This window comes from Deltaproteobacteria bacterium (assembly GCA_016874735.1).
Classification (GTDB): domain Bacteria; phylum Bdellovibrionota_B; class Oligoflexia; order Oligoflexales; family CAIYRB01; genus CAIYRB01.
Window position 1 is genome coordinate 65,369 of sequence record VGTI01000013.1, and the last position, 13,038, is coordinate 78,406.

Annotated in this window: 12 protein-coding genes; 6 read left to right on the forward strand and 6 right to left on the reverse strand. The window is 52.9% G+C overall.

Annotated features, from left to right (window positions below; genetic code table 11):
• The first annotated feature begins 3 nt into the window (after window positions 1–3).
• Both FJ146_08355 and FJ146_08360 read left to right on the forward strand, forming a co-directional pair.
• Window positions 4–963 (forward strand): RluA family pseudouridine synthase, encoded by a 960-nt coding sequence (locus FJ146_08355; protein MBM4251968.1) that lies wholly within the window; start codon window positions 4–6, stop codon window positions 961–963.
• A gap of 65 nt (window positions 964–1,028) precedes the next feature.
• On the forward strand, window positions 1,029–3,266 hold the full coding sequence (locus tag FJ146_08360; protein ID MBM4251969.1) for a hypothetical protein: 2,238 nt from the start codon (window positions 1,029–1,031) through the stop codon (window positions 3,264–3,266).
• On the opposite strand, the gene FJ146_08365 is transcribed toward FJ146_08360, so the two are convergent.
• A complete protein-coding gene (locus FJ146_08365; GenBank protein ID MBM4251970.1) occupies window positions 3,250–3,948 on the reverse strand; it encodes an epoxyqueuosine reductase QueH in 699 nt (232 codons plus the stop codon). The two genes, FJ146_08360 and FJ146_08365, sit on opposite strands and share 17 nt — an antisense overlap.
• A 190-nt stretch (window positions 3,949–4,138) precedes the next feature.
• Between FJ146_08365 and FJ146_08370 the strand changes: the two genes are divergently transcribed.
• Both FJ146_08370 and FJ146_08375 read left to right on the forward strand, forming a co-directional pair.
• The gene (locus FJ146_08370) at window positions 4,139–4,723 is read left to right on the forward strand and encodes a glutathione S-transferase family protein (protein ID MBM4251971.1); all 585 of its coding nucleotides are present in this window, start codon (window positions 4,139–4,141) and stop codon (window positions 4,721–4,723) included.
• A 36-nt stretch (window positions 4,724–4,759) separates the two neighbouring features.
• Window positions 4,760–6,436, forward strand: coding sequence for an FAD-dependent oxidoreductase (locus tag FJ146_08375; GenBank protein MBM4251972.1), 1,677 nt, complete (start codon window positions 4,760–4,762; stop codon window positions 6,434–6,436).
• A 13-nt stretch (window positions 6,437–6,449) separates the two neighbouring features.
• On the opposite strand, the gene FJ146_08380 is transcribed toward FJ146_08375, so the two are convergent.
• The 4 genes from FJ146_08380 to FJ146_08395 all read right to left on the reverse strand — a co-directional run bounded on the left by FJ146_08380 (window position 6,450) and on the right by FJ146_08395 (window position 9,560).
• The gene (locus FJ146_08380) at window positions 6,450–7,250 is read right to left on the reverse strand and encodes an SOS response-associated peptidase (protein ID MBM4251973.1); all 801 of its coding nucleotides are present in this window, start codon (window positions 7,248–7,250) and stop codon (window positions 6,450–6,452) included.
• Window positions 7,250–8,050, reverse strand: coding sequence for a hypothetical protein (locus tag FJ146_08385; protein MBM4251974.1), 801 nt, complete (start codon window positions 8,048–8,050; stop codon window positions 7,250–7,252). The genes FJ146_08380 and FJ146_08385 overlap by 1 nt, the downstream gene beginning before the upstream one ends.
• A 190-nt stretch (window positions 8,051–8,240) precedes the next feature.
• Entirely contained in the window at window positions 8,241–8,903 is a 663-nt protein-coding gene (locus FJ146_08390) for a hypothetical protein (GenBank protein MBM4251975.1), read from the reverse strand.
• 120 nt (window positions 8,904–9,023) lie between these two features.
• On the reverse strand, window positions 9,024–9,560 hold the full coding sequence (locus FJ146_08395) for a hypothetical protein (GenBank protein MBM4251976.1): 537 nt from the start codon (window positions 9,558–9,560) through the stop codon (window positions 9,024–9,026).
• A gap of 386 nt (window positions 9,561–9,946) precedes the next feature.
• Between FJ146_08395 and FJ146_08400 the strand changes: the two genes are divergently transcribed.
• Both FJ146_08400 and FJ146_08405 read left to right on the forward strand, forming a co-directional pair.
• Window positions 9,947–10,207: a DUF4160 domain-containing protein gene (locus FJ146_08400; GenBank protein MBM4251977.1), complete on the forward strand. Its 261-nt coding sequence runs from the start codon at window positions 9,947–9,949 to the stop codon at window positions 10,205–10,207.
• 6 nt (window positions 10,208–10,213) lie between these two features.
• Window positions 10,214–10,498 (forward strand): DUF2442 domain-containing protein, encoded by a 285-nt coding sequence (locus FJ146_08405; GenBank protein ID MBM4251978.1) that lies wholly within the window; start codon window positions 10,214–10,216, stop codon window positions 10,496–10,498.
• Window positions 10,499–11,358: 860 nt separating this feature from the next.
• Here the strand turns inward: FJ146_08405 and FJ146_08410 are convergent.
• Window positions 11,359–12,384, reverse strand: coding sequence for an IS110 family transposase (locus FJ146_08410; protein MBM4251979.1), 1,026 nt, complete (start codon window positions 12,382–12,384; stop codon window positions 11,359–11,361).
• Window positions 12,385–13,038 lie beyond the last annotated feature (654 nt).

Below are 13,038 nucleotides of genomic sequence, written 5' to 3' on the forward strand. Positions count from 1 at the left end.
GTTATGAGCGAGCGTACGAGTCATGAGGAATACCGTCACGTTGGTCCACCGACCACGGCAGCTGCCCGTGGATTGCGCGTCGACCAGTATTTAGCGCATTTCTACCCATTTCGTAGCCGCAGTGAGTGGAAGGGATTTTGCCATCGGCGTGAGCTCTTGGTCGACGGGCGTCCAGTGAGGGGTTCACACCGCCTACAAGGTGGGGAGCAAATCGCTGTGTACCACCCCTTGAGTGCCGAGCCTGAGGTGGACGACCGCATTCAAATCATGGCCGAAATAGACGGGGTGTTGGCGGTGCTTAAGCCGGGCAACCTGCCAATGCATGAGAGCGGTGAATTCCGGCGGCGCACTTTTGCCGCCGCCTTGGCTAGTGTGCGCGATCCCAATTGGCATCCGGTGCACCGACTTGACCGGGAAACCAGCGGTGTCGTGATCTGTGCCGGTTCTGCGGATTTACGCAGTGCGCTTAGCGCACTTTTTGAGGAGCAACAGGTCGACAAACGCTACGTAGCCATTGTTTACGGCGCAGTCCCGTGGGACGAGCGAGTGATCGATGCACCGCTCGCACCTGACCCGAAGGCACATAGGCCTCGGTACGTGATCGGTCTGTCCGGTCTGGCGGCGCGTAGTGATGTGCTGGTGCTCGAACGTGCCCAAGGAGCCACCCTCGTGGAGGTGAGGCCGCGCACCGGTAGGACCAATCAGATTCGGGCTCACTTAGCAGCGATGGGGCACCCAATTGTGGGCGATAAGGTTTATCACCCTGATCCAACCGTATATGCCGCCTATCGTCACCAAGGTGATAGCGAAACGGTGAGGCGCATGGCCGGATTCTCGCGGCATGCCCTCCACGCGGCACGCGTTAGCCTGACTCATCCGTTCACTGGTCAAGAAATCCACATGGCGGCAGAACTACCACGTGACCTCCGTGCACTCTGGCATGACTTTAAAAATCGGGCCTAGTAACATTCCATCTAGAATCTGGTATTCGAAAATCTTGGGAATCGTCCCTGCTAGGGTGAAACACCATGCATTTACCGCCGCTCATTACTGACTTAGCCTTCATTCTTGGCGTGGCTGCCGTAGTTACCTTGCTTTTTAGATACATCAGGCAGCCTGTGGTTCTTGGCTATATCGTTGCCGGTATGATTCTCGGGCCTTCGGGTCCGTCGTGGCTCTCGGTGATCGACCTCGATGGCGTCAAAACCTGGGCCGAGCTGGGTGTTATCTTTTTCATGTTCGCGATCGGCCTTGAGTTTAGTTTTCGCCGCTTAGGTAAAGTAGGAGGGGCCGCGGCCATCACGGCCGTGGCGCAAATTGCCACACTCCTTTTGGGTGGATACAATGTCGCTAGATGGCTGGGATGGCAGCCACTTGCTGCCGTATTTGTTGGTTGTGCTCTCTCTATTTCCTCGACGACCATTATTCTCAAGATTTTTGATGAAGCTGAATTAAAGACAAGGCGCTTCGCTGAGGTCGTGGTCGGCATACTCGTGGTTGAAGATTTAGCCGTCGTCCTGATGCTGATGGCGCTGACAAACCTCGCAACTTCGGCCGCAATCAATGGCATCGCCTTGCTACTGGCGGGACTTAAGTTAGGTCTAGTGGTCGGAACGTGGCTACTCGTTGGGTGGTTTGTCGTGCCGCGGGCGATGCGCGTGGTGGCGCGGCGCGGCACTAACGAGCTCCTGATAGTGTCGTCGCTAGGTCTTTGTTTAGCTCTAGCCGTACTTTCAGCCCAGTTCAATTATTCAGTGGCGCTCGGCGCATTTATCATGGGCTCCATCCTAGCCGAATCGCGCGAGGTAGAGCGGATCGAGACGCTGGTAGCGCCGTTCAAAGATCTCTTTGGAGCCGTCTTTTTCGTCTCCGTCGGGATGCTCCTTGATCCAGCAGCAATTGCGGCTAATCTCCAGGTCGTACTGATGCTCACGGCGGTCGTAGTCGTCGGCAACACCCTCATTGTCCCACTGGTTGCTATGGCGGCTGGTCAGGGACTAAGGACGGCTATCAGTATTGGTTTCAGCCTGGCGCAGATCGGCGAGTTTTCGTTCATCATCGCCAATCTTGGGGTTCTATCAAACATCATCGATGCCAAGATTTATTCGATCATTGTCGGTGTCTCGCTACTTACAACGTTTACGACGCCGTATTTTATCAAGGCTTCGGAGCCCTTCGCCAAATTCGTTGAGCGTATTTTGCCTGAGCGCATCGGCTCCGCGATTTCCACTTACGAGGCCTGGAGTCAGCGCGAGGGAGCGGCATCAGCTGATACGGCCTCGATGCGCCCTCTCTTATTCCGCTGGCTCGCGAATGCTGTACTGGTGATCACTCTCTTCACGTTGGCCTCTGATTTATTAACGCCTGTCATCAGCGGAACGATCGCCAATAAGGCCCTGGTGCCGCTGGTTACCTGGCTGATTCCTTTTGTCGCCAGTGCGCCCTTCCTTTGGGGGATGTTGACGACTTACAGGCCGACCACACTGGCGCATCGACGCTCACGTAGGCGCGGTGGAGCGATGCTCATAAGCGGCATCTTGACCATCGTTCTTTTGGGGATGCTGAGCAGTGCATTTTTTCCCGCGCGTATTGCCACCGCTGTGACCATCGGAGTGGCGCTAGCTCTTCTTTTGGTTCTGCGACGATATATTGAGCGCTATTATCAATGGCTGGAGCGATCTTTTGTTGCCAGTTTTGGTCTTAAGTCTAATCACGGCGTGCCGCTAAAACCAGTGCCGACGCATGATCATCTCGTGCCTTGGGATAGTCATTTATGCGAGATTGCCGTGGGTCACGGGACCTTCCTCATTGGTAGGACGCTGATGGACTTGCAGTTACGTGAGAGATTTGGCCTAAATGTGGTTGTGATTAAGCGGGGGCCGGAGGAGATCGTTGCGCCCAAGGCCACGGAGCGGGTGTTCCCACATGATGTGCTCCTGTGTTTTGCATCCGATGCTGCAATAGATCTTCTGTTGCAAGAGCTCAAGCTGCAGGAGAATGAACATGCCGAGGCGGCAAAAGTGAGTAACTATGTTCTGCGTCCCATGCGTGTCAGCCAGGAGTCTGCCTTTGCCAACTGTAGCATCAAGGAAACTGGGATCCGTGAAGCATTCGACTGTATCATCGTCGGCATCGAACGCGAGGGAGCTAGAATCCAATCTCCCAAATCTGATCTACGGCTATTGCCTGATGATCTCTTGTGGGTCGTCGGTGACACGGCCCGGATGACTCAGCTCCAACTAGCAGCGGTCATTTCGGCTCATTGATCTCGGAAGCATCATCAATGCCATCGGCGGCATTGGGGCCGTAGTGTTCGACACCGATATGGATGCGCGATTTGCCGTAGTTTTGTCGTCTAGTATTGGTGTCACGCAACGAGTAGACGCAGCCACAATACTCCTGTTTATAAAATCCTTCTTGTTTGGCGATTTCGTACATCCGGTGTGAACCGCCTTGCTTGCGCCAATTGAAAGTCCAATACTCCATGTCTGGATAGCGGGCGGCAGCGCGGACGCCACAGCCGTTGATCTGGTCCATGTCCTTCCACCTTGAGATACCTAGGCAGCTCGTGAACACTTTAAATCCGTGTTCGTGGGCGTAATCAGCGGTCTGCTCAAAGCGCATGTCAAAACAGGTTGAACACCGCCGGCCCTTCTCTGGATCGTTCTCCATACCGCGCGTGCGCTCAAACCACCGCGGGGTATCGTAGTCAGCATCGACAAAAGCAATGCCCATCTTCGCGGCAAATCGGATGTTTTCCTCTTTGCGGAGCAAGTATTCCTTTTGCGGGTGGATATTGGGGTTGTAGAAGTACACCGTGAGGTCGATGCCAGCGTGATGAATCGCCTCCATGACCTCGCCCGAACAAGGAGCGCAGCATGAATGCAGCAAAACGCGCTTGTGGCCGGAGGCGGGTGGCGTGATGAGCGGGCGGTCATTGATGATCATTGCAGGTCTAAACCCCTTGGTTATACAGACACAAATGACCCCCTTGGTACACGGAAAACCCCGGCATTTCTAGCAAAAAAGCAGCCACCACTATTTACAGGCGGAGCATTCAGTGTTAGCCTTTATGTTTAGATAATCCTCTGATTGTATTAATGATTTTAATGATTTCGCTGATTGACGGGGCAACGCTATGGCCTACACGCTGATTGGCTCGAAAACCTCGCCCTACGTGCGTCGCATCAGGCTATACCTTCGCGACATTCCCTACAGTTTCGATGCGGTCAATATCGTCGACCCAGCGGAGGACGCGCGCCTCAGCCGCATCAATCCGATCAAACGAATCCCCGTCCTCATGATCGATGACCGGCCACTTTTTGAATCACGGGTCATTTTTAATTATTTGCAGAAGACCCACGGCAGGCCGTCTCTAAGTCTGGCCGAGGAGAACCTGGTCAGCACCATCGATGCTTGGCAGGATCAACTTATCCAAGGATTCCTGCTTAAGCGCGGCGGTCACCCAGTAGATGGGCAAAATAGTTACTATCAGCGGATGGCCGAGCGGCAAAAACTCGTGACGACCTATCTAGCCTCGGCCATTGTGAAGGGCGAATTTAGTCGCTGGGACTATCCGGCGATGAGTTTATACAGCCTTCTCGATTGGGCAAGTTTTCGTGAAACGATCGACATGAAGACGGCTGTTCCTGCCCTGCAAACATTCTACGAATCGGCCGCTGTGCAGCCGGCAGTTGCAGCAACTGATCCGCGACAAGTCTAATTTTATTCTACGAGTCTAAACTCAGGAGGTGAGACGATGGACCGTCGCCGCTTTATGCGCTACGTGGGTGGAGTAGTCGGTGCTGGGACTGTGGCCGCTGGTTGTCGTACCAGTGGTGGCAAGAGTGAGGCGTCTCAGACAGATGGTCTCTCAGACTACAAAGGTCCGACGCTCCCGGACGAATATTTTGCTCCGATAAAATATGTTGCTACAAACCCGGATGCCCCAATCACGTTACCCAGTGGTGTGGAGCGGCGGGTTCTGGTCGTCGGTGGCGGTATTGCAGGTCTCTCGGCAGCGCTGGAGCTCGCTGAACGTGGTTATAAAGTGACGGTTAAGGAGTCGGGACCGCAGTTTGGTGGGCGACTGCATACGCGTACTGAGCGCCTGCGGACCGGGAGCTTTCGGGTCGAACACGGCCTCCATATGTGGTTTCATCAGTATTACAACTTTTTTGATATCCTCAGGCGTCTCGGCACGCTTGAGTCTAACTTCGTCCCCTTTAACGAGGTCTACTACGAGTTTAATAACTACAAACCCGAGCTGGTAACGTCTCGTGGTCCCTATCCGATCAATCTGCTTAATATTCTGAAGCAGTCACCTAACCTCAATATCCTTAACGCCATCCAAACTATTGGCGCCGTGAAGGATATCATCTTCTACAACCATGATCGCAACTGGCAGCAATTCGACAATGAGACCTTTGCGGCTTGGGGTAAGCGCACGGGGGTAAACAAAAAGTTCTGGGACATTATCATGGAGCCCGCGGCATCCGTGACGCTAAATGACCCAGATAAGATCAGTGCGGCTGAAATGCTGCTTTACATGCATTATTTCTTCATCGGTAATCCGAAAGCCTTCATGCGTCAGATTCCCAAGGTTGATCATGGTACCGCTGTGATCGATCCGTGGGTACGCGCCCTGAAGGTGCGCGGTGCGGTGATGCAGGTGGGTGCGCCCGTGGCCGGGTTGGTGTTTAAAGAGGGTAGGGCTGTGGGGGAGGTAGGCGGTAGCGAAACTTACGATTATGTGGTTCTCGCTGCTGACGTACCAGGTACCAAAAAAGTGCTCGCGGGCTCAAAAACCAACGACGACCTCAGTGCCAAGGCCTTGGCAAATCTTAAGCAAAAAGTGTCTAAGATGTCGGTAGCACCCAAATATCATATCTTGCGCGGTTGGTTTGATAAGCCTGCGAGGGAGAGGCCATTTAGTCATGCTGTAATCGAAACGCCTCAGTTCCGTCCCATCACGCTCATAGCGAATTACGGGATGTTGGAAGAGGAAAGCATGAGCTGGGCCAAGAGCGCTAATGGTTCTATTTTCGAATTCCATCTCTACAATACGCCTAACTTCTCCGGTTTAGGTGCCGATGCAATCTGGGAGCAGATCAAGCCAGAAGCCCTGAAGTCCTTGCCTGAGCTCACCGAAGCAAAACCATTGGACTTCACACTCGGTGGATTTGAAAACTTCTCCTCCTTTGGTGTTGGGGAAGGGGTAGGTAGGCCGACACCCCTTTCAGCACGTGACGCTGGTATAGGCAATATGGGACTTGCTGGTGACTGGGTTGCTCTGCCTTATCCCAACGCACTAATGGAGCGTGCCGTGAGCACAGGGCGAGAGGCCGCCAATCGCATTCTCCTTGATGACAACGTGAGACAGGTCGAGGTGGCGGCAGCCAAGAGTCATGGACCAGGGTTGATGCCTCAATTTTAGCTGTAGTTTCGTATTACGCGGCTTTTGGTAGCTGGTGTTTAAACGTCAGACGCTGCCGCCGCGTCAGGAGCTCGTCCATATCTCTAGCCGTACGTCCCTCTGGGTGCAGCCATGCATCCAGGGCGTCGGCTGTTAAGATGATGGGGCAGCGATCATGCCCTGCAGCTTTGATCTCAGCTGGTGGCTCGTCAGTGATAATTGCAAAGCCGTTAGCGAATGCGTCCTTGGCCCCCGAGCTTGAGTAAATCACCGGTACCAGTAAATCACTCTCGTCCTCAGGCTTAAATTGGATGATGATCTTGCGCTGCAGGGCCGGTTTTAGTTCTGTCGGCGTCTTTTTGTAGGGCTTACCGGCAAGGAGTATTTTGGCCTTACGCTCGTTCGTTTGTCTGGCAAATTCTGCTTCTATCTCGCCTATAGTCACGCAACCGGCGCGCAGCAAATCGCGAACTTCTACCCATTCAAAAAAGCCGCTGAGCACGACAAATCCATGATGGTGCAGATAAGCATTGGACCAAAAGTGGCTCGTAAGATTATCCCGCCTCGCATTGAAACTTGTATAGCGCTCTGGGTGAGGAATACTGGGATGCGGATAGGCACCGTAGCGTTGGATCTCGACACGACGGTCGCCATTACCTGCAATAATCACCGGTGCAAAATTACCTGGATAAATGCGACTGTGCAGCGGTGGAAATAATTTGGGCTCAGTCTGAGAGCGACGGTCGTAGTCCTCAATATCCTGGCGGATGGAGACAGCGCCGTAGTTTTTACGGAGTGCGTCAAGGTCGCGTTTCACCATAGCCGAGTAACACATTAGCGACGGTCCTGTGTGAAAAATAGCGGTGCCACCTGGCGGAGTGCGTCCAGCTCCACCACTTTAGCTGTGAGTCCCCACTTTTGGTAGGCATCACGAGCTGCGGTGAGGGCTGATGCTGCCATAGTTGGACAGTGCTGCGCCAGGAGATAACGTCCCAGGTATTCAGCAATGCAAGCCTCGTCCTTAGTGTCGCCCTGAACGCGTGCCAAATATAGTGCATCCTCAAGCTTGGTGACGATTAGTCCTAGATGACGCTGATGCATGGCAAGATCCAGCGCGTCGAGAAAGGCAATTTTGTGTCTCACGCGCTCTCGACCAGCCGCACTTAGTGAGTGGAGTTGGCGACGCAGCAGACGGAAGTAGCGCCTCAGCTTCACCCTTTGCCAGATGCCACTGTTAGGTAGAATATGAGCGATCGCGAGACCAGCGAAGATCAGCACGGATGCGGGTAGGCGCTGAGCCGCGTACTCCACCTTTGCGCCAACCGTTGTAAATATCGCGTGGGCCTGAGCAAATTCACCAATCAGCGTCAGGACTACAGCCTCATCAAAACTCAGATGAATCGCATCTAATGTTATCTGAGTTACTTCCAGCGAAAAATTGGTGCTCTGCTGATTCTCGCGGCGCGCTGCCCGCATCGCTAGAATGTCCATCTCACGGAATTCGACCAAAGCACGGCCGATCAGTAAGTGATACTGCTCACTCAAAGAGACATTGTCGTCACTTGCATGAAATGTGCTATGCGGTCGACGGCCGGGTAGGGCCATATCAAACTTACTCCCTAGACGAAGATTCACGCGTCAGGCGCGTCCTCTGCCTAGGGATAGTTCGGCATAAATTGGGGATTTATTTAGTTATGGTGGCCTAAGTGGGCGAAATTTAAGTTGAGGAATAAGTTTAGAGTCTAACTGTGCCAATCAGGTCGTCGTCATTGGGAACACCGCCACCAACACCGCCAATGATCGAACGACCCGAATGGGTTCACGGTTAGCGCTCCACACGATTTTTAGTGACCGAAGCGAGCACATTGACATCGACGTTCGCAGTTTGGCCATTGGAGCTACTGAGCACTCCCACGTTCACGCGTGAATCAGCGAGACGGGCTGTTTTATGCAGATCAACTGTAAGATTGGACAGTACATTTACATCAGCGATCATGCAGTACCATCCGTTGGGATTGAGCAAACGGTATCGAGGGGTGCTAAGCACATTAACTCCGGCAATGATGACCACGAGTTCGGGAGCGTTGGTGGCCGTTTCATCATTGATGGCGTTGCCCGCGCCAAAAACAGTGACGCTGGCAGCGATCGTTCGATGCGGTGAACTTTCAGTGAACGGTGGCTTGCTGCCGTTTGATGCCCATATTTGTAAGCACTTGGCAATGCCGGTCTTCAATCCCGGCTGGGCCTCACACGAAGTTTTGTCGCTGGCTGTGCAATCGCTAGGGACTGCAGTAGTGCGCAATGGATCCGGCGTATTTGCAGAGGGCGTCGCGTTAGCCGTTTGTGGAGGAGGCGTCGCCCTGGCACCCTGCGGACCGGCCGATGGGGTTTTGGGGTTGCCAGAGAATTCTGATCCACTGCAACCGGTGCCAAGACCTATAGTCATCGTTAGTGTCAGGATGGCCAAAAAGTGACTGTGAAAACCCATTGATAGACTCCTCTATGGATACAATCTTCGTAGGCGAAGCCGGTCTATCGGCATTTAGCGGGCAAACGTTTAGCGTAAAATCTAATGACAGCAGATTATGTTGATATTCTGGGGATTTATTTAGAGGGCGCCACCACTGCCCAAATCGCCGCCTCGAATCACACCGTTGCCCCGGATGCACATCCGAAATGGTAATGAGGCAGCGGAGGCAGCGGTGGTGCCGATTCCGACGTTGCCCGACACTGCCAAGCCGTTAACTGGTGCAGTCGTCGCCGCCGCATAACCAACCGGTGCACCGCCGTTAACTTGCAGTTTCGATCCTGGTCCCGTCGTACCGATGCCGACGTTGCCGTTGGCGGCGTTAACTGTCATCCAGGTTCGCGCCCAGCCATTTTCTGAGCCGTTTCCGCTGCGGAAGAACAGATACCCACCTGAAGTTTTGGAGTCGATGTAGTTTTTGCCATCATTGTAGGACATGAAATTGAGACCGTTCAGACTATTCGATGTCGATGCGACATCGTCACCGACCTTCAGTTGAGAAATTCCGCTGGCCTTCGCGACGTGCAGCTGCGAGCTTGGCGCCGTCGTCGCAATGCCGACGTTGCCGTTAGATGCGATGGACATCCACGTATGTGCAGCGGCTTGGTCGGTAAACAAAAGTGGCGCAGCACCAGCGAATCCAGAGCCTGCGCTTTGGATGTAATTCTAGCCTCCCTGTGTCGTCAAACGAAGACCGCCATTCGGATCTCGCAGCCCAAAGTCAGGAGCAGGTGAGCCATAAAGATCGAATTTAGTAATGGGCGCCGTGGTCCCAATCCCACCGTTGCCCCTGTTCGGGTTAATCCTCACGAACTCAACATTTCTTGGTACGCCAGTGGTTAACCCAAGTAGGAAGGCTAAAGTGGAAGAAGGGCGGCGCGTCCACATGAGATCAAGAGGTTTTCCAATGCTTCCTTGCGGACCAGCGCAGTGACGGGCCATAATCATATATGGTATGAGAGCTGAGGATAAGGTTTGGATCGTTCGAAGTCCGGGGGTGATAATTGCCAATAATATCAGCTTTCTATGGCATCACGATTAAGATTTTTCAAGGTGATCATAATCCCCCGCATATTCACGTTACCTATGGTGAATTCAAGGCACAGATCGAGATTGCCACGGGGCGCGTCTTGGCCGGCAGATTGCCACCACGCTCACTGCAGATGGTGAAAGCATGGCTTAAATTGCGTCGTCCGCAAGTGTTGAAGGCCTGGGAAGTAGCAGAGCAATTTGGTGCCCCCAAACGCATTAAGCCACTGGAGTAAGGAAAAATGGTCAAACTTGGGCGTGAAATCATAAGAATTTTAGACACAAATGCAGAGTCTTTTTCGGTCAAGGTCGAGTACGATGACGGCGCCATTATAGATGTCCGCATGGGACACATATTTGATAAGCCGAAGGGCTTAGCTACTGAGATCTTGCGCGGTGGAATGTTTGATAAGTGCTTCCTCGAATCAGGAGCATTGGCCTGGCCGAATGGGTTGGAACTATGCCCCGATGCCATGCGCAGTTGGGCGAATAGCGGAAAAACCCCTAGGGCCCGACGACGCGCGTAACGGGCTTCAGCCGGCAGAAACGTGGTGCAATGGGATTCGGCAAGACCCGGCACGATGCGCACACCGCAATAGTCTGGACAGGGTTCGCCGTAGCGGTATCCCTTTGATTAGTTTTTGATGCATGTCAGCAGATAATTATAGCTGGCGCCGTTTTGACCACCCTGGAAATACATGCCGGTGTATCCTGACGGACAACCGTTGGTACCGGTCGGAACGTTGGAACTACAGGATGCAACTGTCAATGTATTGCCTTTGCAGGCCGCACCGGAGGTCGTGGATGCATTGTCAATGTAAACACTAGATCCTGAATAGCACTGGACCGCTCGCATTCCGCATAGCGTTCCGGAGGGCGTTGTATCGACCCAATTTGTTCCGTTGCAATATTCCATTACATTGGAATTATAACGGACGGCTCCAGACGTGCCAGCAGCACAGGAGAGGCCAGTTTTACCTAAGCGCACTTCTCCGTTTACATCGAGGGGAGTAGCCGGGCTTGTCGTCCCAATCCCTGCTGTAGGAAAGCAAGTGAAAAAACAATACTCATACTTGCCGCTCCATTTTTTGCTAGCAGCCAACGCCACGAGTTATCACGAGCATCACTGTAGGGCTTTTTCTCTGCTTGTTCAGTCGTTCTTTGTGCCACGTATTGCTTGCGGATGGTCATTTACCGAAACGCCATCACCCGTCTGCTAGGACCTCGAAGGTCATTGCAATGTTAGATTTAGGCGGAGAGGGCCAGCCGACATTTAGGACCTCGAAGGTCATGGGATTGGTAGGGCCTGTCTCTCCATCTGGGCAGTGAACGCGACTAAATTTGCCGCAAAGAGCGAGGCACCTTAGTTAGTGCCCCGCTCCATTGCCTAGCTGATTCGGTGTCTACGTTTAGTAGTCCTCCCATCGGTTGAGAATTTGCATGGTATTTCTTTACGCATCACCGCCAGTGAAATGGCTGCGATTTTACGCGCTACGTTTCTTTTAACGTCCCAATGATCTTTGCCTTGTTCGATTTGTGTGTCGTAGTATTTTCGTAGTTCTGATTTGCCTTGAATTGCGGTCTCCGCTGCACCTACAAAAACTTCCTTGAAGTCCGATCTGGCAGCTACTTTGATACTTCCGTACTTCACGCCGTCACTGACTTGGGAGTGTTTCACTAGCATTGAATAGGACCAAAACTCATGTTTACTGCGAAATCTTTGAGGCGAACACACAACGCTGGCAATAATTGATGCCCGTACAGTGGAGATTCCTGGGATAGTCGAAAGAAGCTTAATCACTGGCAGTCTCGAAGCGGCACTCTTTAGTGCGTCGTCATATCGTGATTTAAGTTCGTCGTAGTGGGACAGCTGGTCATACATCGTTGTCGTGACAAAGCGATCAGTGTCTTTTGTCAGCTCATCAATGCGGTCCTTGTCGGTGTAGATAGTAGAGCCTGTCGTATCGATCGCATTAGACCGAAATACGGCCTTGTAGCGATTCTTAAGCCTAGTGCCATCACGCACGACATCTCTATACGCGCTGACTATAGTGCGAAGGTCGGAGAGCTCGCTGTCTTCGTGAAAGACGCTTGTTAGAAAGTTGCCGCGTAACTGATGAGCTATGTTGCGGGCGTCGATGAAATCATCTTTTGGACCTTTTCTTTTTTGTATTTGAGAAGCATCAAAGGCGACAAATTGATCGACTTCATTCTTGACTGTCCTAAAAACCCAGTTCGTGATGTGTGACTCCTCCACTGCTAGACTCTTCCGGCCACTAAGGCTCCTGAGGAATGATAAGATCCCACTCTCACCGGTATTTGTTCGGATTGAGGCAAGCTCCTTGCCTCGACTGTTGACGGCGACAAAAACACTAGTCTTGCTGTGGGCATCCATTCCGATATAAATTGACATTGGGTTGCGCTCCTTCCGTTTATAGCTGTCATTGGCCTTCGAGGCCCTGGTTTCAACGCTGACACTATAATGCTACTTAGAGAGCCTAGTGGCTGTTAGGTCACGCCGGTTGAAGCGCAACCCTCCTGCACACTTTGGCCAGATTCAAAGCAATCCGTGATTATTTTTCAAAAGCATCAAACTTGGCACTCTGCAGAGTGAGACCAGCGCTCGCTCCGCGAGTTGGCTGGCGATGCTTTCCTTACATTGCCGACGTTGCCATCAGTTGGTTTCAGGTTGATATGCGCCCCGCTTGTTTGATTGGCAATCGTAAAGTTGTCGTCAGTGCCATTGCCAAATCCAGTCCAAGCCTTGCGTCCTGCGCTAGAACCGTCGGGATACCACTGAATATACGTGTGGTCACCGCCTTCGAGTGTTAAAGTTGCTGCATTGCCGCTCACATGCAAAGCACTAAGCGGCGCCGTAGTCCCTATCCCTACATTCCCTCCGACGTAAACAAAGTTAGCACCACCAGCGAGCGTCCCACTGCTGTTGTACTGTATCTGGTTGCTAGACCCCGCAGCCGTCGCATCCGGCGTTGCCCATGTGCCGTCGCCGCGCAAAAACTTCACGTTGTCTGTCGCGGCCGGTCCAGGGACCGCTCCCTTACTGCCA

Excerpts from the sequence above, each read along its gene's own strand:
- FJ146_08360 (MBM4251969.1), top strand. The coding sequence starts at position 1,029 with ATGCATTTACCGCCGCTCATTACTGACTTAGCCTTCATTCTTGGCGTG.
- FJ146_08380 (MBM4251973.1), bottom strand. The coding sequence starts at position 7,250 with ATGTGTTACTCGGCTATGGTGAAACGCGACCTTGACGCACTCCGTAAA.
- FJ146_08365 (MBM4251970.1), bottom strand. The coding sequence starts at position 3,948 with ATGATCATCAATGACCGCCCGCTCATCACGCCACCCGCCTCCGGCCAC.
- FJ146_08405 (MBM4251978.1), top strand. The coding sequence starts at position 10,214 with ATGGTCAAACTTGGGCGTGAAATCATAAGAATTTTAGACACAAATGCA.
- FJ146_08410 (MBM4251979.1), bottom strand. The coding sequence starts at position 12,384 with ATGTCAATTTATATCGGAATGGATGCCCACAGCAAGACTAGTGTTTTT.
- FJ146_08390 (MBM4251975.1), bottom strand. The coding sequence starts at position 8,903 with ATGGGTTTTCACAGTCACTTTTTGGCCATCCTGACACTAACGATGACT.
- FJ146_08375 (MBM4251972.1), top strand. The coding sequence starts at position 4,760 with ATGGACCGTCGCCGCTTTATGCGCTACGTGGGTGGAGTAGTCGGTGCT.
- FJ146_08370 (MBM4251971.1), top strand. The coding sequence starts at position 4,139 with ATGGCCTACACGCTGATTGGCTCGAAAACCTCGCCCTACGTGCGTCGC.
- FJ146_08355 (MBM4251968.1), top strand. The coding sequence starts at position 4 with ATGAGCGAGCGTACGAGTCATGAGGAATACCGTCACGTTGGTCCACCG.